This window comes from Enterococcus rivorum (assembly GCF_001742285.1).
Lineage (GTDB): Bacteria > Bacillota > Bacilli > Lactobacillales > Enterococcaceae > Enterococcus_L > Enterococcus_L rivorum.
Window position 1 is genome coordinate 170,350 of the sequence record NZ_MIEK01000001.1, and the last position, 19,236, is coordinate 189,585.

Below are 19,236 nucleotides of genomic sequence, written 5' to 3' on the forward strand. Positions count from 1 at the left end.
ACAATGACTAACATTATTGAAATTGAACATTTAAAGAAAAGCTTCGGCGAAAACGAAGTCTTAAAAGATATTAATGTCAGTGTAACAAAAGGAGAAGTTGTTACCATTATCGGTTCCTCTGGTTCCGGTAAATCTACGTTGCTTCGTTGTATTAACTTGTTAGAAAAACCAACAGATGGGAAAATCATTTACAATGGTGAAAATGTCTTAGCAGCCGATTACAATTTACCACAATATCGAACGCACTTAGGCATGGTTTTTCAACAGTTTAACTTATTTAACAATATGAATGTTTTAGAAAACTGTACTAGTGGCCAAATCACTGTCTTAAAACGTTCAAAAGAAGAAGCAAAAAAAATTGCCATTGAAAACTTAGAAAAAGTTGGCATGGCGCCATTTGTTGATGCTAAACCTTCACAACTTTCTGGCGGTCAAAAGCAGCGGGTTGCTATCGCACGTGCCTTATCAATGAACCCGGATGTCATGCTATTCGATGAACCTACCTCTGCTCTGGATCCCGAAATGGTTGGAGAAGTATTAAAGACCATGAAGGATTTAGCTCACACTGGTTTAACCATGATTATCGTAACCCATGAAATGGAATTTGCCAGAGAAGTATCCGATCGCGTAATCTTTATGGATAAAGGAGTAATTGCTGAAGAAGGAACCGCTGAAGATATTTTTGTTCATCCGAAAGAAGCTCGTACCAAAGAATTCTTGCATCGTATTTTATCGAAAGAATAAATTTTATCTCTATAAAAAATAAAGAAATCCAAGTCTAAGAGCTCTCTTTGTGAGAACCACAGACTTGGATTTTTGCTATGCTCATGGGTTTGTCAACTAAAGTGTGTAATTAACAACTCTCATGTTCATTTATATTCTACTGGCTTTGCTACTTCAAAAGCTTCAATAAACGTTTGTATTTCTTCTAAAGTTCCTGCAATACAAATTTTGGAACGATCCTGTTTTGAAAGGAATCCTTCTACAACCATTTTATCAAAAAACTGTGCCATTAAATCATAATAACCATTCACATTAAAAAAAATACAAGGATTCGGATGTTCTCCTACTCTGCCCCAAGAAACAACCTCTGAGATTTCTTCTAATGTACCAGGTCCTCCTGGCAATGCCAGATAGCAATCAGCTAAATCAATCATCATTCTTTTCCGTTCATGCATATTTTTTACTACATGCATTTCGGTAATTCCTTCATGAGCAATTTCTCGTTCAATCAAAAAAGTCGGCATTACACCAATCGCTTTGCCACCCTGTTCCAGCACCGTATCTGCTACAATACCCATTAAACCAACATTTCCACCACCAAAAACTAAATCATATTGGTTAGCTACCATCCAACTCCCTAACTCTTTTGCACATTCTTGGTAAATAATATTCTTTCCTGTGCTCGCACCACAATAAACTGCCATTCGCTTCAAACTAATTCCTCCTACAACTTATTCAATCATGGTACTCTTCCTCTACTTTTGGTAAGAAATATCATTTAAAGATTTCAATTTATAATTCGCAGTTTGACTATCTCTTTCCAAAATACTGATACTAGTGTTCTCCAAAGGTCCGCCTTCACGCCATTTTGATTTCTCTTTTCCTAACAAATAATTCATTAAAATAATAAGCAACGCTCCATGTGAAACGATTAAAACCGTTCCGTCTGGATGTTCATCACTAATTTGATTTAACACTGCGCCAGCTCGCTCTACTGCATCATTTAGCTCTTCCCCATTAAATGAACTGGGATTGTACAATGCTGGATTGGTTCTCAAATAGTTGGTTTGTTCATCCGATCGATCAATTTTTACACCCTCACGTTCTCCAAAAGAAATCTCTCTCAATCCATCAAAGTACTTTAAGGTTGCACCATGTAAAAAATTGTTCTCTCCAACAATATAATTTGCTGTATGAACCGCTCTTTTTTGCGTACTAACTGCTACTAAATCAAATTGAATCTCTGATAAATACTTCCCAGCTTGCTGTGCTTGGAAAATTCCTTCTTCTACTAAAGGAGCATCAATCGAGCCACCTTGAAAACGTTCTTCAATGTTCAATTCTGTTTTTCCATGTCTTACTAAATAAAAAGTTGTCATTCTGCATTTATCCCTTCAATTTTTTTAAAAGAGAACTCACTATCTATTCTACTTTAAATCCTACAAAATTTCTTCAATTTCTTTCTGTCATATAGTAAAAGCTAAAACAGAATTATTTATTACCTGAGAGTTTTCAATTCATAACGCTTAAAACTTTCGATTCTGATTGGAACATCGCCGGAGTTACTTCTGACTCCCATATTTCTTCGCATTCTCTTGATTTTTGAGTTGCTCCCAAAAGGTTATCACAGGCCCAGTCTTTGAAGTATCTTAAGCGATTGATTCGCTTTTTCACCTGACCAATGTTCTTTCAAAATGGTATACTTAAATGTAACTATTGCATCATTGACAGTTATTTAAAGTTTTAGGGAAATGGGGAGATACAGTGGATATTCAAGAATATCAAGAATGGATTAGTGCCTTCTATAAAGACCGAGGGTGGTATTCATTAAGTCCATTTATTCGTGTGAATTTTTTATCGGAAGAAACTGGCGAAGTAGCCAGAGCGATTCGATCCATTGAAATTGGTCGTGATCGTCCAGATGAAGAAAAACAAAATTCAAAAGAGCAGCTTCAAAATTTGACAGAAGAACTAGGGGATGTTTTAGACAATATTTTCATTTTGGCCGACAAATATAATATTCACCTTGAAGACATTCTAACTGCAAACAAGAAAAAATTATTAGATCGTTTTCATCCATAAAAACTATTTTTAAATTTTTTTATTACCTAATATACTAGGAGGAAAAACGATGACTCAAAAAATCAGCATCCGTTTTATTACCGATAAAGATATTGCTTCATTATTAGAAATCGAAAACAGTGTTTGGACAAATGAAAACTCTCCTGTGATTCATCATTACGATTCTTTGGAAGAGTACAAAAATAAAATTGCCGATCGTAGTATGTTTGTTGCCACTGACGGTCAACATATTTTAGGTTTCGTCGATGTTCACCACCCTACTCATTTAGTCGCTCACCAAAAACAATGGGTACTAGCGATTGCCGTTCGAGGAGATGTTCAATCAAAAGGGGTTGGAAAAAAACTTGTAGATTATATCAAAACAATCGCTATTGAAGAAGGGATTCATAAACTATCTTTACGAGTAATGGCTACCAACGCAAAAGCGATTCAATTTTATAAAAAAAATGGGTTTATTCAAGAAGGACATTTTAAAGATGAGTTTTTCATCAATGGTTCTTTTTGTGATGACTATCAATTTGCTTATTTTATAGAAAAATCTTAGGAGTCTTTAACCATTTTTTCTTATGTCTATCTCTTTTTACAAATTTACTTGCTGTCCTGCTTAGATTCTGTTATTTTGGTTAAGTACAAAAATTAAGGAGTGTTGCAGTTGTCAAAAAAAAACTATCTTGGAAAGACTACTTATATGTTGGTTCCATGCTATTTGGCTTGTTCTTTGGAGCCGGAAATTTAATTTTTCCTGTGCATATGGGACAAGCGGCTGGATCAAGTATCTTTCTAGCTAATCTGGGCTTTTTAATTACTGGAATTGGCCTTCCTTTTCTAGGAGTCATCGCGATTGGTATTTCAAAAAGCAACGGATTATTTGATTTAGCTTCCCGTATCAGTAAACATTATGCTATTATTTTTACCGTTTTACTTTATTTAACGATTGGTCCCTTCTTTGCATTGCCGAGATTGGCGACTACTTCTTTTGAGATTGGATTTGCACCATTTATTCCAGCAGAACAAGACAAATTATTCTTAGCTATTTTTTCTATTTTATTTTTTATTATTGCTTGGGCTTTTTCTCGAAAACCGTCTAAGTTGCTAGATTATGTGGGTAAATTTTTAAATCCATTATTTTTATTCTTACTAGCCATTCTAATTATCTTAGCTTTTCTAACACCTTTAGGAACGATTCAGTCAGCGGCTATTAGTCCTGACTATTTGCAAAGTCCCTTTTTTAAAGGTTTTACAGAAGGATACAATACTTTGGATGCTTTAGCCTCCCTAGCTTTTGGTATTATTATTGTTTCTACTATAAGAGGAATGGGTGTTGAAGAACCAAATGAAATTGCCAAGGACACTATCAAATCAGGTGCTGTCAGTGTGATTTTAATGGGGATTATTTATACGTTACTTGCTTATATGGGAACGATGAGTGCTGGCACTTTTTCTGTCAGTGAGAACGGTGGCATTGCATTAGCACAAATCGCCAATCATTACTTAGGAAACTTAGGCAGTATTTTATTAGCTTTGATTATCCTATTAGCTTGTTTAAAGACAGCTATCGGACTAATTACGGCTTTCTCTGAAACTTTTGTTGAACTGTTTCCACAAAAATCTTATTCCTTTTATATTGCAATTGCTAGTATTTTTCCTTGTTTGTTTGCTAATATTGGTTTAACGAATATTATTCAATTTTCAATTCCTATCTTAATGTTTCTTTATGCATTGGCAATGACTTTGATGCTTTTGGTTATTGCTAGTCCATTGTTTGGTCACCGAAGAGAAGTCTATCAACTGACAACCTATGTTACCCTGTCTGCCGCCTTTCTAGATGCCCTAAATAGCGCTCCTGCGTTTGTTAAAGAGAGTGCTTTTGCAGAAACTATTCTTAACTTTGCTAAGCAATATCTTCCACTTTTTACAATAGGAATGGGTTGGGTTGTACCTGCATCAATTGGTTTCTTGATTAGTTTCTTATGGATTAAAATAAAAAAAGAAGCATCAGTAATATAGAACTGCAAGGAGTAAATAGTTCGATCATTTATTTACTCCTTCTTCAACCCAAATAATCTTTTGGCAAACTTTATTTTATCCGAATTATTCAGATCGTATCAACTTTGCTTAAAGTATCTAAGCAAGTATCTTACAACAGAATATAGGAGGAGGTACATACATAATGCTTTATGAAAAACTTATGATGGATTCAGCAATGCTCAGCAAGTTTAAACTATTTAAGAGAATGACTCAACTACATCAGATGGACTACTCCATTCAACAGTTAGCAGATGAATTGGCACTAAATTATCAACAAACTGCGAGTTTTCTAAATGAAATAGATAAAGAAATCAATACTATCAATAGTAAACAAACTTCTTTTTTAACAAAAGCCGGTAAAATTGACAGCACACGGTTAATTGTAACGATTGATGATTATCGTTATTTCCTATTGCAGTCATCGATTCCTTTTCAATTTATTATCTATTTTCTAAATCAAACTCATCCTACTATTGATGATTTCTGTGAAAAATATTATGTCAGTCGCTCTACAGTCGATCGCAAAATGCTTCCTTTAAAAAAACACGTAAAAAAATTTAATTTGCGCTTTACATACACCGAAGCAAATTTAGTAGGTGATGAACGAGTCGTTCGCGTTGCACTTTTTAACAGCTTATGGTTAGGAACTAGAGGCTCTTTTTGGCCCTTTACTATTGATCGTGCTTATGTGGAAAAATTGGTTCAAAATGTCTCTGAATATTTTCCATTATCAAAAACATATCTGGGTTCTAAAGAACTGACTTATTTCGCAGCCATTTTTTTATGTCGAACCAGTCGGAAATCTTTTGTTAGCTATGATAAACGCTACAATTTTTTGATGGAAAAGAATCCTTATTATGACTTTGAACGAATTGAACAAGCAGATCCTTTTCGCTTTTTGTCACCAGAACAACGTCATGCAGAATGTAGCTTTATCTTTTTCTTGGCTCACTACGCACCTTTTTACACCTTAGAAAATGATCCATCATTAATCCAAACATTGCACGATTTTTCCCAGCGGAAAAATCCTGTTTATGATCTAACCCAAGCGTTTTTAACATATGCCAAAAAAGAAATTTTTTATATAGATCAAGAACTAGCAGATTATTCATTACTGTTGGGAAATCTAATTAATATCACGTTTACTTTCTATGTACTACAGCAACCATTCCCAGATCTTGAAAATTTAGTCACGATCCCTGCTCAGAAAAAAAAGACGGATACTTTTTTAGAAGCTAAAATTAAAGAGTTCATAGAAAAGAAATCAGAAGAGAAAAATAATGCCTTTTTAAAGGCTATTCAACGCCCCATAATTCGAGCATATAAAAATATCTTACTTCCTTACTATGATGCACCAAAATATTCAGAGCATCTAAAAATAGGCATTGCTTTTGAGCACAATTTTATTTTAGTTCGAAAAATGTATCGTTTCCTTGATGGATTAGGATTTGCTGATGCCTCTCCTTTTGAAGAAACAAAAGCGGATGAATATGATTTAGTGATTAGTTCTTCCTTGCTTCCTTTAAGACAAGATCCAAATTTGCCTTTATATTTTTGGGATCTTTCATCTAAAGATGAAGAACTCTCATCTCTGTATAAAAAATTGCAACAACTATTCGAGCAAAAAAATATTATTTCATAACTTAATGGTTGTAGATGAAAAGATGGAAACTTCAGATAATGTTGTTTCCATTTTTTTCATTTCAGTGGTTCTTCTATCTCAAGCACTATATAATGAAAATAGAGTATCTAAAAATAAAACTTTGAGGTGATGATGATATGCTCCAAGGAAAAGAAAACAGAGAAAATCATGAGTATCTTGAACCAATTTTTGGCTCAAATGCTGAAGGACGATTATTATCAAAATACAAACTAAGTCAAGAACCTGTTCATCCTAAAATTGCTCAGCAACTAATTAAAGACGAAATCATGGATGAAGGCAATGCTCGTCAAAATTTAGCTACATTTTGTCAAACCTTTATGGAAACAGAAGCCACCGAGCTAATGGCTGAAACTCTGAATAAAAATGCTATCGACAAATCAGAATATCCTAGAGTTGCTGAATTAGAAAACCGTTGTGTAAACATCATTGCTGATTTATGGAACGCTGACAAAGCAGAAGGCTTTCTGGGAACTTCCACCATAGGCTCATCAGAAGCTTGTATGTTGGCTGGAATGGCTATGAAATTTTCTTGGCGAAACCGTGTAAAAAAACTAGGACTAGATATAAACAAAAAGAAACCAACTCTTATTATCTCATCTGGCTATCAAGTTTGTTGGGAAAAATTTGCTGTCTATTTTGATATAGAGCTAAAAACGATTCCCATGGATAAAGAAAATATGACCTTAGATATTGAAAAAGCAATGGCTGCTATTGACGAGTATACCATTGGCATTGTAGGAATTTTAGGCATCACCTATACAGGAAAATACGATGATATCGAAACATTAAATACACTTGTTGAAAATTATAATCAACAGACAGACTACAAAGTCTATATTCATGTTGATGCTGCATCTGGTGGTTTATATACACCCTTTGTCAATCCAGAGTTGACTTGGGACTTTAGACTAAATAATGTTATTTCTATTAATACTTCTGGTCATAAATACGGACTAGTTTACCCTGGGGTTGGTTGGGCAATCTGGCGAGGAAAAGAATATCTACCAAAAGAGCTAATTTTTGAAGTTAGTTATCTTGGTGGAGATGTTCCTACTATGGCGATTAATTTCTCTCACAGTGCCTCTCATATCATCGGTCAGTACTACAATTTCCTACGTTTTGGGTTTGAAGGTTATCAGGCAATCCATCGTAAAACTCAACATGTTGCCACATTTATTGCTAAAGAAATTAATGAAATGAAAGAATTCAACTTAATTAATGATGGTTCTCAATTACCTGTCCTCTGCTATAGTTTATCGGAAAAAGCAACAAATCCATGGACCTTGTATGATCTTTCGGATCGTCTAAGAATGAGAGGCTGGCAAGTTCCAACCTACCCTCTTCCAAAAGATTTAGATAGTATTCTTGTACAGCGAATTGTCATTCGAGAAGACTTAGGAATCAACTTAGCTCATGAATTTATTGAAGACTTAAAAGCATCTTTAACAGAATTAGATAACAGTCAGCTTGTTTTTCATAAAGAAAAAGAATTAAAAGACTATGGATTCACTCATTAATAACTGAAAAAAGGTTAGACAAGCATTAGTTACGCTTCAATCTAACCTTTTTTATTTTAATCATAGCTGACTTCAACCAAATATAGCCCTTCTGGATGTGCTGTAGGTCCTGCTAAATTACGATCTTTTCCTGCAATAATTTCTGGAATAGCATCTGCTTCAAGTCGATTGTTTCCAATTTTCAACAACGTACCGACTAAAATACGAATCATTTTATACAAAAAGCCATCACCTTTAAAAGTAAAAATTAACTCATCGCCAGTTTCGTTAACTCTCATTGAAGCCTCGTGAATCGTCCGTATTTTATCATCTACGGAACTTCCAGAAGCACAAAAAGACGTAAAATCATGAGTGCCCAATAAATCTTTCAATGCAGATTCTATTTTTCCTAAATCCAAAGGATAAGGATAATAGCTAGCGTAAAAACGACGAAAAGGACTTCTTGGTTTTCCTATATCTACTCGAAATTCATAGGTTTTCCCTATAGCATGATAGCGGGCATGAAAGGTATCTGGAACAACTTCGACACTCTTAACTGCAATGTCTTCTGGTGTCTGTGTATCTAATGCAAAGCGCATTTTTTCTAAATCTCGTTTTTCTGGATAATCAAAATGAATTACTTGTCCCGATGCATGAACTCCTGCATCTGTCCTTCCTGAACCAAAAATCGTAATCGTTTGACCGTTATTCATTTTTTTCAATGTTTTTTCTATCTCTTCTTGAACCGTTCGACCATTCGGCTGCGCCTGAAACCCGTTAAAATTCGTTCCATCATACGCAATAATCGCTTTATAGCGTGGCATATCTTCACCTATACTTTCCTTATTTATCGTAAAAAGAGCATGAGACAATTAGGAGGTATCTGAAAACTCTAGCGACGAATATTTTCATGAATTGGATGTTACTCGTCGTGACAAAACCTCGCCTATGCACCACATAAGCTACGTTTTCTTACTAGATTTCCACACAATTCTCTAAAAAATTCGGATTACACCATAGCTTTCACACATATCCTAGAAAAAACTGTCTCAAGCTCATCTATTGTTTCTTTTAGGCTCTCAAATAAACCAAGAGCACCGTCATTAGTGTAAATGCAATCATCACAAAGGAATCTTTCAAATGCCATTCCAACACGCGATACTTTGTTCTTCCTTCGCCACCTTGATAACCTCGAGCTTCCATGGCAGTTGCCAAATCTTCGGCTCTATTAAAACTACTCACAAATAAAGGAATTAGCAGCGGTACAACAGCTTTCATTTTTTGAATTAAATTCCCTTCACCAAAATCAACACCTCTAGCACGTTGCGCATTCATAATCTTTTCTGTTTCATCCATTAATGTTGGCACAAAGCGTAACGCAATTGATAGCATCAACGAAATCTCATGTACTGGAAAACGGACGGCTTTTAATGGTCGTAATAAATATTCAATTGCATCTGACAAGTCCAAAGGTGGTGTCGTCAAAGTCAATAACGTAGACATGAAAATAATCAAAACAAAACGACAAAAGATAAACAGTCCATTAATTACACCAAATTCGGTAATCGAAAAGATGCCCCACTCAAAATAGGTTGCCCCACCACGAGTAAAGAGTACTTGTAGCGCTACGGTAAATAAAATTAACCATAATAGAGGTCTTACACCGCGGATAAAGAAACCAAGATTTACCTTTGATAAGAAAATAGCGAAAAAAGTAAAAGCAGCTAAAACTACATAGGTTTGCCAATTATTTGCTAAAAAAATAATACCTATAAAATAGAAACTAGCAATTAATTTCGCTCTTGGGTCCAGTGTATGGATAAAAGAATCTCCTGGAATATAACGTCCTAAAATCAATTTATTCATCATTGGCTGTCACCCACTTTTTCCAAAACTTGGAGTAAACTATCCGCCAACTCATCTGCAGTTAATGGCAGCTGATCGAAAGAATACCCTTTTGCTGCTAATTTTTCTGCAAAAGATGCCGCAGTTGGAACCCCTAATTGTTTCTCTTTTAGCCAAGCAATATCAGCAAAGACTTCTTTTGGCGAACCAGCTTTAACAATCCGTCCTTTTTCTAAAACAATGACATGATTAGCATAATTAGCTACGTCATCCATTAAATGCGTAACTAGAACAATCGTCATACCTTGTTCTTTATGTAGACGTAAAAACATCTCCATCATTTCTTTTCTACCTTGTGGGTCTAACCCAGCTGTTGGTTCATCTAACACTAAAATCTCTGGCTCCATCGCAAGAACTCCTGCAATCGCTACCCGACGCATCTGTCCTCCTGAAAGTTCAAACGGGGAACGCTCTAAATAACTATCATCTAAACCCACTAAATTTAACATTTCTTTCGCTAATTTTTTTGCCTCTTCATCTGACACGCCAAAATTCTTTGGTCCAAAAGCAATGTCTTTCTCTACTGTTTCTTCAAAAAGTTGTGCTTCTGGAAATTGAAAAACTATTCCTACTTTTTTACGAATAGGTTTTAAATTCTTATTATTTGTTTCGGCGGTAATTACTCGATCTCCAATAGAAACCGTACCTTTGGTTGGTTTTACTAATGCATTTAAATGTTGTAGCAACGTCGATTTGCCACTTCCAGTATGCCCAACTATCGCTGTATAAGAACCTTCTTTAACCGTTAAATTTAAATCAAATAGTGCTCTTTGCTCAAAAGGGGTGTTCGGCTGATAGGTAAAATCTACTTCTTCAAAACGGATGTCCATAACCAGTCCACCATCCTTTCTTCAGTTAAATACTCTTTTGGAACTGAAATTCCTCGTTGTTTCAAGGCAACCTTTAATCGCTCTGGAAAGGGTAAGTCTAAGCCCATTTCAATCAACTCAGATCCTGCAGAAAAAATTTTTTCTGGCGTTCCTTCATTGACCAACTGTCCTTCTTTCATGACTAAAATTCTATTGGCATTTGCGGCCTCATCTATATCATGAGTAATAGAAATGACCGTCAGATTACTCTCTTCTTTAATCTTTTTAATGGTCGCAATCACTTCTTCCCGTCCTTCAGGGTCTAACATACTCGTTGCTTCATCTAAAATAATGATCTCTGGTCTCAGAGCCACTACACCGGCTATCGCCACACGCTGCTTTTGTCCTCCTGAAAGTCTTGCTGGTTCACGGGTTGCAAAACTATCCATGCGAACCTTTTCTAGTGCATCCTTAACTCTAACAAGCATTTCTTCACGAGGAATCCCTTGGTTTTCAAGACCAAAAGCAACATCATCTTCTACAGTAGAACCTACAAACTGATTATCTGGATTTTGAAAAACCATTCCTACCATTCGACGAATATCCCAAACGTTCTCACTATTCAACTCTTTCCCACCTACAGCAATGCTTCCTGCTGCTGGTAGAAGCAAACCATTAATTGTTTTGGCCAACGTTGATTTTCCTGACCCATTATGCCCAATAATTGCGACCCATTCCCCTTGATTGATGGAAAAAGAAACATTATTTAAAGCTGGTGAAGCATCTTCCGGCTGATAGTTAAAATGGATATTGTTCAGTTCAATTATCGGTTTCATTGCGTACTCCCTCAACTATTTATTCTTATTAACACTAACAAAAAAAGCCTATTTTTTCAATCTTTTCTTGTTTCTTTTCAAGCACTACCTATTATAGCAAAAATCCTTTATTCATGTGTAAAAATACCTCGTTTTTAATAAATATTCTCACTCTTAGAATCACCCTTTTTCCATCATATTTATGAACAACCAAAAAAAATAATTGCTAATAAAGTAAAAATGTATCTTAATATGTAACACTAAAAAAAATACTATCTTTTTTACAAACTTTGTATTTTTAACATTTCGCTAAATTTCTCCTCTTACACCCACCCAAAAAACTGAAGTTTCACCACTTAATGCCTCTTTGTAACGATGGCACTGACATACCCACCTATTTCATATATGTGAAATAGACACTTGATAACATTCACACAAGTGAATATAATGAAAGCAAAGATGAAGGAAGTGAACTTAAATGAGCATTCCAGTTATTTTTAATATTCAAAAATTTTCACTCCATGACGGTCCAGGTATTCGAACAACCATTTTTTTTAAAGGCTGTCCGTTAAAATGTAAGTGGTGCCATAATCCCGAAAGTATCAACTACAACATAGAATCTATGCTTACCAAAGAAGGCACTCATGAAACTGTCGGAAAAAACTATTCTATATCAGAGTTAGTCAAAGAAGTTGAAAAAGATCAATTATTTTATGATCAATCTGGTGGTGGGGTAACATTATCTGGCGGTGAAGTAATGACGCAAGACATGGATTACATTGAACAGCTCGTAGTATCACTCCACAGAAAAGGAATTTCTATTATTATCGACACTAGTGGTATGGCTCCTTTTAAAAATTTCGAGCGTATATTACCTTATGTTGACTGCTTTTTGTACGACTTAAAGTTCATTGATTCACAATTGCATAAAAAATATACTGGTTCCTCCAATAAGGTAATCTTAGAAAACCTAAAGAAACTCAGTGATTATGGTGCGACGATCCATCTCAGACTTATTCAACTTGACGGATTAAACAATTCTACAGAAGTAATCAGTACCTATATTGAATGGCTAAAAACAAATCATATTCATGTTGACGAAATAAGCTTACTTCCCTATCACGAGTTTGGCAGTGATAAATATGCTCGTCTTGGATTGACAAGTGAAATTTTTAACAAACCTACAGAGGACACTTTAGAAAAAGTAAAAAACCAATGGCTTACTTATCATTCAAACATATCTATTGGTGGTTAATAAAACTAAATTTAGGAGGAAATAACATGAGTACAGTTACACTAGAACCAACACGCAGAGGCTCCACAGAAAGAATTAAACACTTGCGTGAAATCAGTGACAATCAATGTCAACCTAGTATTTCTATTGAACGTGCCGTTTTACTAACGGAAGCCTACAAAATGTGGGAAGGAAAATATCCTGCTCCTATTTTAAGAGGAAAAGCCTTTAAGTACATCATGGAAAACCGTACTTTGTATTTAGAAAAAGGCGCTCTAATTGTTGGAGAAAAAGGCGAACGTCCTTGGGCAGCTCCAACATTCCCAGAATTATGTTGTCATACATTAGAAGACTTTGACAATATGGATAAACGAGAAAAAGTATTTTTCAAAGTAACTGAAGAAGATAAACGGATTCAAGAGGAAGTGATTATTCCGTATTGGAAAGATCGGGCTATGATGACACGAATGAACCAACTTCTACCTGACGAATGGCATAAACTGTTCGATGCAGGCCTCTATACTGAATTCTTAATGCAGCGTGGACCTGGACATACAGTAGCAGATGGAAAAATTTACAACTATGGATACAAGGATTTTATCGCAAAAATTGAAGCCGAAATCAATTCATTAAATTTCAATACAGATTTAGATGCCTTAGCGAAAAAAGAAGAACTCGAAGGAATGAAGTTAGTCTGTGAAGGGATGATTATTCTAGGCAAACGCTATGCGGCACTGGCTCGTCAATTAGCTGAAAACGAAGCAGATGCTCAATGGAAAAAAGAACTATTGGAACTTGCTGAAGTTTGTGATGTTGTACCTGAAAATAAACCAGAAACTTTCCGACAAGCGATTCAAGCTTATTGGTTTTCACATATTGGTGTTACAACTGAAATGAATAACTGGGATGCTTACTCTCCAGGAAAATTAGATCAACACTTAGAAGAATTTTATGATAAAGAAATTGCCGAAGGAACCTTAACCAGAGACGAAGCACGAGAATATTTAGAAAATCTTTGGGTTCAATTTAACAATCAGCCTGCTCCTCCAAAAGTTGGTATTACTTTGAAGGAATCTGCCACTTATACCGATTTCTGTAATATCAATACTGGAGCACTTAGACCTGATGGAACTTCTGGGGTTAGTGAAGTCAGCTACTTAATCTTAGAAGTAATGGATGAAATGAAACTTTTACAACCTAGCTCAAATGTACAAATTTCTCGTAAATCACCAGAGAACTTTTTAAAAGAAGCTCTGAAAGTTTCTAGAAAAGGTTGGGGCCAACCAGCATTTTACAACTCAGAAGCGATTATCCAAGAGCTAATTAATATGGGCAAAAATATTGATGATGCTAGAGAAAGTGGCATTGCTAGTGGCTGTGTCGAAACAGGTACAGCAGGAAAAGAAGCTTATGTATTGACTGGTTATTTGAATGTTCCTAAAGTGATGGAGCTTGTTCTAAATCGTGGTTTTGATCCCTATACACAAAAACAAGTTGGACTGGACTTAGGTGATCCTACAACCTTCACTTCTTACGAAGAATTGTATCAAGCGATAGAAAAGCAATTGAAGTATGTTGTCGACGTTAAAGTCGCTGGTAACAACGTGATTGAAAAAATGTATATGGACTTTATGCCTGTTCCATTATTGTCTGTATTAACAGATGATTGTATTAAATCAGGAAAAGATTATAACTCAGGTGGAGCAAGATACAATACGAGCTATATCCAATGCGTAGGAATTGCGACTATTACTGATTCTTTAGCTGCAATCAAGCTAAATGTTTTCGAAAAAGAACGCTTTACGATGACTCAACTAGTTGAAGCTTGCCAAGCAAACTTTGAGAATTATAGCGAACTGCATGCTATTGTCAGCAATGAAACACCAAAATATGGAAATGATGATGATTATGCAGATAACCTTCTTAAGAATGTAACAAATACACTACAAAAAACGATTGGTGGTCGAACAACACCAAAAGGTTCAAAGACCATCGTTGAATTTTTACCAACGACTTGTCATGTTTATTTTGGTCAAGTGATGGGGGCTTCGCCTAATGGACGCTATGCAGGAATTCCATTACCAGATGGTATTTCTCCAGAAAAAGGAGCGGATCGAAACGGTCCTACTGCCGTAATTAAATCAGCCGCAAAAATTGACCAATTAAAAACTGGTGGAGCTTTATTGAATCAAAAATTCCCTCCAGCCGTAGTTGCTGGTGAACGTGGCTTAACAAGTATGGCCAGTCTTATTCGGTCTTACTTTGCAATGGATGGACATCATATCCAATTCAATATTATTGAACGAGACGTCTTAATTAAAGCACAAAAAAATCCTGAAGAATACAAAAACTTAATTGTCCGCGTAGCAGGCTATAGTGATTACTTCAATAACTTAGATAAAGCCTTACAAGATGAAATCATTAGCAGAACCGAACAAAACTTTGGATAATATTGTTTTCAATTGATAACATGAAATAGCCTTCAAATGGGAAATCATCACAGAGAAGGCTATTTCATCCGTTTTAACCACTTACTAAACTCGTCGGTTCACGAGCATAATAGCTATACATCTCGCTAGTAAGTGTAGTAAAATACGTATCATGATACTTTATGGAGGTTATTTTAAACTATGAATAAAAAAATTGGCTTTATTGGCGCCGGAAATATGGGAAAAGCAATGATGAATGGTATCTTATCTTCTGGAATCACATCAGCTGAAAACATTTTTGTATACGATGCTTATCAACCCGTATTAGATCAAGTCCAGCAAGAATTCGGTGTAACTCTTTGTAAGAACGAAAAAGAACTAGCTGAAAAAGTTCAAATCATCATTTTGGCAGTTAAACCGAATATGATATTGACTGTTCTTGATGATATCAAAGAACGCATTAGCAAAGATGATATTGTTGTTTCTATTGCTGCTGGTGTTACAATAGAGAAACTCTCCGCACATTTATTAGCTGAAACAAAAATTGTACGTGTTATGCCAAACACCCCTGCTCTAGTTGGTTTAGGTATGTCTTCGGTCTCCTTGAATGACTTTATCTCTGAACAAGAGGGAGAAGAAATTCTTTCTATCTTTAGAAGTTTTGGAGAAGCAGAATTTGTAGCTGAATATTTAATTGATGCCGTTGTAGGAGTGAGTGGTTCAGCCCCTGCCTACGTTTACATGTTTATTGAAGCTTTAGCTGACGGTGCTGTCTTAGCTGGCTTATCGCGCCCTTTAGCGTACAAATTCGCTGCTCAAACCGTATTAGGCTCTGCCAAAATGGTTTTAGAAACTGGGAAGCACCCAGGAGAATTAAAAGATATGGTTACATCTCCTGGCGGAACAACTATTGCTGCTGTTTCTAGCTTAGAAAACAATGGCTTTAGAGGAGCAGTTATTGATGCTGTAACGACTGCCGCCGAAAAAAATCGAACAATGTAATTAAAGGAGCATAAGTAGATGGAAAATAGATTAAAAAACGTTGATATTGATAAAAAAGCAAACGTCTATTTTGACGGAAAAGTATCCAGCAGAACCATTTTTTTAGCTAACGGTAACCGTATTACACTAGGTTTTATGTTAGCTGGAGAATATGAATTTAGCACCAATGAAAAAGAAATTATGGAACTATCCGCAGGCACGCTAGAAGTGAAATTGCCACAATCAAACGAATGGCAAATCATTCAACCAGAAGCCTCTTTCGAAGTTCCTGCAAATGCTACATTCAAAGTAAAAGTAGCTGAATTTGCGGATTACTGTTGTTCCTATGTAAAAGAATAGCAAACAATTTCTTGTATTATAAAAGAACCTATTTATCTCTTCTTGAAAATCAAAGAGATAAATAGGTTCCTTTGCTAGTCTAAATTTATTATTATTGACGAGGAGGACATTGTTGAGAGGTAATCAAATTTCGAGATCACTTGGAACGTGCACCGCGATAAATTTTACCATTTTATTCGTATAGTTGCCCCAATTATGGGGTGTTGTAGAAGGGTAATGGCTAGAATCACCAGGAAATAACTGATATTCTTGTTCATTCACTTTTAGTGTTAAAACACCTTCCAGTACATAAATAAATTCTTCTCCTTGGTGGGGATAAGAATCCAGATGCTCACTTTCCAATGCAGGTGTCATTTCTACTAGCTTGGGCATCATAATCTTATTTTTTGGGGCTGTACTTAAACTTTTGTAAACACATTGATTCAAAATTCGCAGTACTTTTTGATCATAACTTCTAACAACCAGTTCCTCTTCTTTCACTTCCTCTTCCTCTTCAAAAAAATACTTGATATTTACTCCTAATACTTCTGAAATGCTGACAAGGTGTTCCACGGCAATCGTCGTGATTCCTCTTTCAAATTGAGAAAGATAACCAGTTGATAAACCAACTTTTCCTGACATATCCTTAAGTGTAAATCCTTTCAATTGGCGGAGCTTCTTTACTTTTTCCCCTAGCAATTCCATCCCTATCTCTCCAATCAAGCAAAAAATCCTCATTTTTAAATCCCAATCAAATCATTTTAACTAAAAAAAATGGATTAGTCAAAAGTAGAAAGTAACACGGGAAAGTAGAAGCTTCTTTTTTGTTATTTTTAGAGTAAAAGCACTGTTGTAATATGTCACTTAATGCTTTGTATTAATCCATATAAAAAGAAGAAAAGACAAAAAATAGTTCTGATAAATAATACTTAGTAATAAGCTCTACATATAGAATGGACGTCCAGTCCTTTTTCCGATAACTTTTATATTGACGTCAGAGAGACAGTAGAAGAAAAGTGAATAAAATAATCAAAGAGGATCTGTCCCAAATTCAAGAATAAATTGGCGAGCACTTAGCTCAGCCATTAAGCAAAATATATTCAAATATTAAAAAAGACAAAGACAAAACTAGAATCATTTTGTCTTTGTCTATATTTTTAGATACAGTTAAAATTTCGTAAAAAAAATACACTATATATGATGAGTGGTTACTCACTGAAATACTATCAGTGAGTAACACAGAGCTAGACTCGGAGTCTCCTCCAACATCATAACACTCTAAAAGAAACATCTATAAAGTGACGGTATAGTTTGTTTTTTTATACTAATTCAATAACAACCATTGGTGCTGCATCGCCGCGTCTTGGTTCTGTTTTCAAGATACGAGTATAGCCACCTTGGCGTTCTGCATAACGAGGTGCAATATCATTAAATAGCTTTTGTAAAGCTGATTCAACAACAATTGATTCCTCTTCTTGACGTACGCTAGCAACTTCATTACGAACATAAGCAGCTGCTTGACGACGAGCATGAAGATCTCCGCGTTTGCCTAAAGTAATCATTTTTTCTGCTGTAGAACGTAATTCTTTCGCACGAGCTTCAGTCGTAACGATACGTTCATTGATAATCAAATCAGTAGTTAAATCACGCAACATCGCTTTACGTTGGCTAGATGTGCGTCCTAATTTACGATAACTCACGTTGGTTTTCCTCCTTCGTAAAAAGTATTAATCATCTTTACGTAAGCCTAAACCTAAATCATGTAATTTTAGTTTTACCTCTTCAAGAGATTTACGACCTAAATTACGTACTTTGATCATTTCTGGTTCAGATTTATTTGTAAGTTCTTGTACAGTATTAATTCCTGCACGTTTTAAACAGTTGTATGAACGAACAGACAAGTCTAATTCTTCGATAGTCATTTCCAACATTTTCTCTTTTTGTGTCTCTTCCTTTTCAACCATGATTTCAGCATTTTTCGCTTCATCAGTAAGATTCACAAAGATATCTAAATGTTCAGTCAAGATTTTAGCCGCTAAGCTAAGAGCTTCTTGAGGAATAATTGAACCATCAGTCCATATTTCCATTGTTAATTTATCGAAATCATCACGACGACCAACACGAGTGTTTTCTACTTGGTAGTTAACACGACGAACTGGTGTGTAGATAGAGTCGACAGGTAGAACGCCGATTGGCATATCTTCCTTTTTATTTTCGTTTGCTTGAACATAGCCACGACCAGGTCTCACAGTTAAGCGAGCATGGAAAGTAGCTCCTTCAGCGACACTACAGATAATTAAATCTTTATTTAGGATCTCAACGTCACTATCAACAATAATATCGCCAGCAGTAACTGTAGCAGGTCCTGTAATATCGATTTCAAGGGTTTTTTCTTCTTCAGCATAGAGCTTTAATGCTAAGCCTTTGATATTCAAGATGATTTGAGTTACATCTTCTCTTACGCCTTTAACAGCGGAAAATTCATGTAAAACACCATCGATTTGAATATTTGTAATAGCAGCTCCCGGTAAAGAAGATAATAAAATACGACGTAGAGAATTGCCTAAAGTAGTCCCATATCCTCGTTCAAGAGGTTCTACGACGAACTTGCCATAATCTCTATTCTCATCAATTTTTTCGATTCTTGGTTTTTCAAATTCAATCATTCTTATCTATACCCCTTTCAAAACGAAAAGTGTCTTGTTCAATGACGTTCTTAATTCAAACTCAAA

The 19,236-nt window shown here is 35.4% G+C and carries 19 protein-coding genes and 1 pseudogene; 10 read left to right on the forward strand and 10 right to left on the reverse strand.

Features of this window, described 5'->3' with window-relative positions:
- Positions 1-3: 3 nt before the first annotated feature.
- On the forward strand, positions 4-744 hold the full coding sequence (locus BCR26_RS00750; protein ID WP_069697039.1) for an amino acid ABC transporter ATP-binding protein: 741 nt from the start codon (positions 4-6) through the stop codon (positions 742-744).
- A 125-nt stretch (positions 745-869) separates the two neighbouring features.
- Here the strand turns inward: BCR26_RS00750 and BCR26_RS00755 are convergent, their stop codons facing one another.
- From BCR26_RS00755 to BCR26_RS18660, 3 genes are all read right to left on the reverse strand, one after another.
- Positions 870-1,427: an LOG family protein gene (locus BCR26_RS00755; RefSeq protein WP_209591798.1), complete on the reverse strand. Its 558-nt coding sequence runs from the start codon at positions 1,425-1,427 to the stop codon at positions 870-872.
- Between the two features lie 51 nt (positions 1,428-1,478).
- Positions 1,479-2,102 carry a histidine phosphatase family protein gene (locus tag BCR26_RS00760; protein ID WP_069697041.1) on the reverse strand — a complete coding sequence of 208 codons (624 nt, stop codon included), beginning with the start codon at positions 2,100-2,102 and terminating at the stop codon, positions 1,479-1,481.
- Positions 2,103-2,235: 133 nt separating this feature from the next.
- Complete coding sequence (locus BCR26_RS18660) at positions 2,236-2,397, reverse strand: hypothetical protein (protein WP_211272270.1); 162 nt, start codon at positions 2,395-2,397, stop codon at positions 2,236-2,238.
- A gap of 90 nt (positions 2,398-2,487) precedes the next feature.
- On the opposite strand from BCR26_RS18660, the gene BCR26_RS00765 reads away from it, so the two are divergent.
- The 5 genes and pseudogenes from BCR26_RS00765 (at position 2,488) to gad (ending at position 8,013) form a co-directional block, all read left to right on the forward strand.
- Positions 2,488-2,805, forward strand: a complete 318-nt coding sequence (locus BCR26_RS00765; RefSeq protein ID WP_069697042.1) for a MazG nucleotide pyrophosphohydrolase domain-containing protein — start codon at positions 2,488-2,490, stop codon at positions 2,803-2,805.
- Positions 2,806-2,854: 49 nt separating this feature from the next.
- Complete coding sequence (locus BCR26_RS00770; RefSeq protein WP_069697043.1) at positions 2,855-3,349, forward strand: GNAT family N-acetyltransferase; 495 nt, start codon at positions 2,855-2,857, stop codon at positions 3,347-3,349.
- Between the two features lie 116 nt (positions 3,350-3,465).
- Positions 3,466-4,812 (forward strand): annotated as a pseudogene (brnQ, locus tag BCR26_RS00775) (branched-chain amino acid transport system II carrier protein); the annotation flags it as partial.
- A gap of 163 nt (positions 4,813-4,975) precedes the next feature.
- Entirely contained in the window at positions 4,976-6,475 is a 1,500-nt protein-coding gene (locus tag BCR26_RS00780; RefSeq protein ID WP_069697045.1) for a helix-turn-helix domain-containing protein, read from the forward strand.
- 137 nt (positions 6,476-6,612) lie between these two features.
- Positions 6,613-8,013 carry a glutamate decarboxylase gene (gad, locus tag BCR26_RS00785; protein WP_069697046.1) on the forward strand — a complete coding sequence of 467 codons (1,401 nt, stop codon included), beginning with the start codon at positions 6,613-6,615 and terminating at the stop codon, positions 8,011-8,013.
- Between the two features lie 56 nt (positions 8,014-8,069).
- Here the strand turns inward: gad and truA are convergent, their stop codons facing one another.
- The 4 genes from truA to BCR26_RS00805 form a co-directional block, all read right to left on the reverse strand.
- Entirely contained in the window at positions 8,070-8,816 is a 747-nt protein-coding gene (truA, locus tag BCR26_RS00790) for a tRNA pseudouridine(38-40) synthase TruA (RefSeq protein WP_069697047.1), read from the reverse strand.
- A gap of 247 nt (positions 8,817-9,063) precedes the next feature.
- Complete coding sequence (locus BCR26_RS00795) at positions 9,064-9,861, reverse strand: energy-coupling factor transporter transmembrane component T family protein (RefSeq protein WP_069697048.1); 798 nt, start codon at positions 9,859-9,861, stop codon at positions 9,064-9,066.
- The gene (locus BCR26_RS00800; protein WP_069697049.1) at positions 9,858-10,727 is read right to left on the reverse strand and encodes an energy-coupling factor ABC transporter ATP-binding protein; all 870 of its coding nucleotides are present in this window, start codon (positions 10,725-10,727) and stop codon (positions 9,858-9,860) included. Before BCR26_RS00800 ends, BCR26_RS00795 begins: the two co-directional genes overlap by 4 nt.
- A complete protein-coding gene (locus tag BCR26_RS00805; protein ID WP_069697050.1) occupies positions 10,703-11,542 on the reverse strand; it encodes an energy-coupling factor ABC transporter ATP-binding protein in 840 nt (279 codons plus the stop codon). The genes BCR26_RS00800 and BCR26_RS00805 overlap by 25 nt, the downstream gene beginning before the upstream one ends.
- A gap of 457 nt (positions 11,543-11,999) precedes the next feature.
- Here BCR26_RS00805 and BCR26_RS00810 point away from each other — a divergent pair, with 457 nt between their 5' ends.
- The 4 genes from BCR26_RS00810 (at position 12,000) to ppnP (ending at position 16,525) form a co-directional block, all read left to right on the forward strand.
- Positions 12,000-12,776, forward strand: a complete 777-nt coding sequence (locus BCR26_RS00810) for a glycyl-radical enzyme activating protein (protein ID WP_069697051.1) — start codon at positions 12,000-12,002, stop codon at positions 12,774-12,776.
- A gap of 26 nt (positions 12,777-12,802) precedes the next feature.
- Positions 12,803-15,205 carry a trans-4-hydroxy-L-proline dehydratase gene (gene hypD / locus BCR26_RS00815; RefSeq protein ID WP_069697052.1) on the forward strand — a complete coding sequence of 801 codons (2,403 nt, stop codon included), beginning with the start codon at positions 12,803-12,805 and terminating at the stop codon, positions 15,203-15,205.
- 180 nt (positions 15,206-15,385) lie between these two features.
- Positions 15,386-16,186, forward strand: a complete 801-nt coding sequence (gene proC / locus BCR26_RS00820; protein WP_069697053.1) for a pyrroline-5-carboxylate reductase — start codon at positions 15,386-15,388, stop codon at positions 16,184-16,186.
- An 18-nt stretch (positions 16,187-16,204) separates the two neighbouring features.
- Positions 16,205-16,525, forward strand: a complete 321-nt coding sequence (ppnP, locus tag BCR26_RS00825) for a pyrimidine/purine nucleoside phosphorylase (protein WP_069697054.1) — start codon at positions 16,205-16,207, stop codon at positions 16,523-16,525.
- A 123-nt stretch (positions 16,526-16,648) separates the two neighbouring features.
- Here the strand turns inward: ppnP and BCR26_RS00830 are convergent, their stop codons facing one another.
- From BCR26_RS00830 to BCR26_RS00840, 3 genes are all read right to left on the reverse strand, one after another.
- Positions 16,649-17,209 carry a helix-turn-helix domain-containing protein gene (locus BCR26_RS00830; RefSeq protein ID WP_069697055.1) on the reverse strand — a complete coding sequence of 187 codons (561 nt, stop codon included), beginning with the start codon at positions 17,207-17,209 and terminating at the stop codon, positions 16,649-16,651.
- 614 nt (positions 17,210-17,823) lie between these two features.
- Complete coding sequence (rplQ, locus tag BCR26_RS00835; protein ID WP_069697056.1) at positions 17,824-18,204, reverse strand: 50S ribosomal protein L17; 381 nt, start codon at positions 18,202-18,204, stop codon at positions 17,824-17,826.
- A 27-nt stretch (positions 18,205-18,231) separates the two neighbouring features.
- A complete protein-coding gene (locus BCR26_RS00840) occupies positions 18,232-19,170 on the reverse strand; it encodes a DNA-directed RNA polymerase subunit alpha (RefSeq protein WP_069697057.1) in 939 nt (312 codons plus the stop codon).
- Positions 19,171-19,236: the final 66 nt, after the last annotated feature.

Bases quoted from the DNA above. Each gene is read 5' to 3' on its own strand.
- BCR26_RS00750 (WP_069697039.1), top strand. From the start codon at position 4: ATGACTAACATTATTGAAATTGAACATTTAAAGAAAAGCTTCGGCGAA.
- BCR26_RS00755 (WP_209591798.1), bottom strand. From the start codon at position 1,427: ATGGCAGTTTATTGTGGTGCGAGCACAGGAAAGAATATTATTTACCAA.
- BCR26_RS00760 (WP_069697041.1), bottom strand. From the start codon at position 2,102: ATGACAACTTTTTATTTAGTAAGACATGGAAAAACAGAATTGAACATT.
- BCR26_RS00770 (WP_069697043.1), top strand. From the start codon at position 2,855: ATGACTCAAAAAATCAGCATCCGTTTTATTACCGATAAAGATATTGCT.
- BCR26_RS00780 (WP_069697045.1), top strand. From the start codon at position 4,976: ATGCTTTATGAAAAACTTATGATGGATTCAGCAATGCTCAGCAAGTTT.
- gad (WP_069697046.1), top strand. From the start codon at position 6,613: ATGCTCCAAGGAAAAGAAAACAGAGAAAATCATGAGTATCTTGAACCA.
- truA (WP_069697047.1), bottom strand. From the start codon at position 8,816: ATGCCACGCTATAAAGCGATTATTGCGTATGATGGAACGAATTTTAAC.
- BCR26_RS00795 (WP_069697048.1), bottom strand. From the start codon at position 9,861: ATGATGAATAAATTGATTTTAGGACGTTATATTCCAGGAGATTCTTTT.
- BCR26_RS00800 (WP_069697049.1), bottom strand. From the start codon at position 10,727: ATGGACATCCGTTTTGAAGAAGTAGATTTTACCTATCAGCCGAACACC.
- BCR26_RS00805 (WP_069697050.1), bottom strand. From the start codon at position 11,542: ATGAAACCGATAATTGAACTGAACAATATCCATTTTAACTATCAGCCG.
- BCR26_RS00810 (WP_069697051.1), top strand. From the start codon at position 12,000: ATGAGCATTCCAGTTATTTTTAATATTCAAAAATTTTCACTCCATGAC.
- hypD (WP_069697052.1), top strand. From the start codon at position 12,803: ATGAGTACAGTTACACTAGAACCAACACGCAGAGGCTCCACAGAAAGA.
- proC (WP_069697053.1), top strand. From the start codon at position 15,386: ATGAATAAAAAAATTGGCTTTATTGGCGCCGGAAATATGGGAAAAGCA.
- ppnP (WP_069697054.1), top strand. From the start codon at position 16,205: ATGGAAAATAGATTAAAAAACGTTGATATTGATAAAAAAGCAAACGTC.
- BCR26_RS00830 (WP_069697055.1), bottom strand. From the start codon at position 17,209: ATGGAATTGCTAGGGGAAAAAGTAAAGAAGCTCCGCCAATTGAAAGGA.
- BCR26_RS00840 (WP_069697057.1), bottom strand. From the start codon at position 19,170: ATGATTGAATTTGAAAAACCAAGAATCGAAAAAATTGATGAGAATAGA.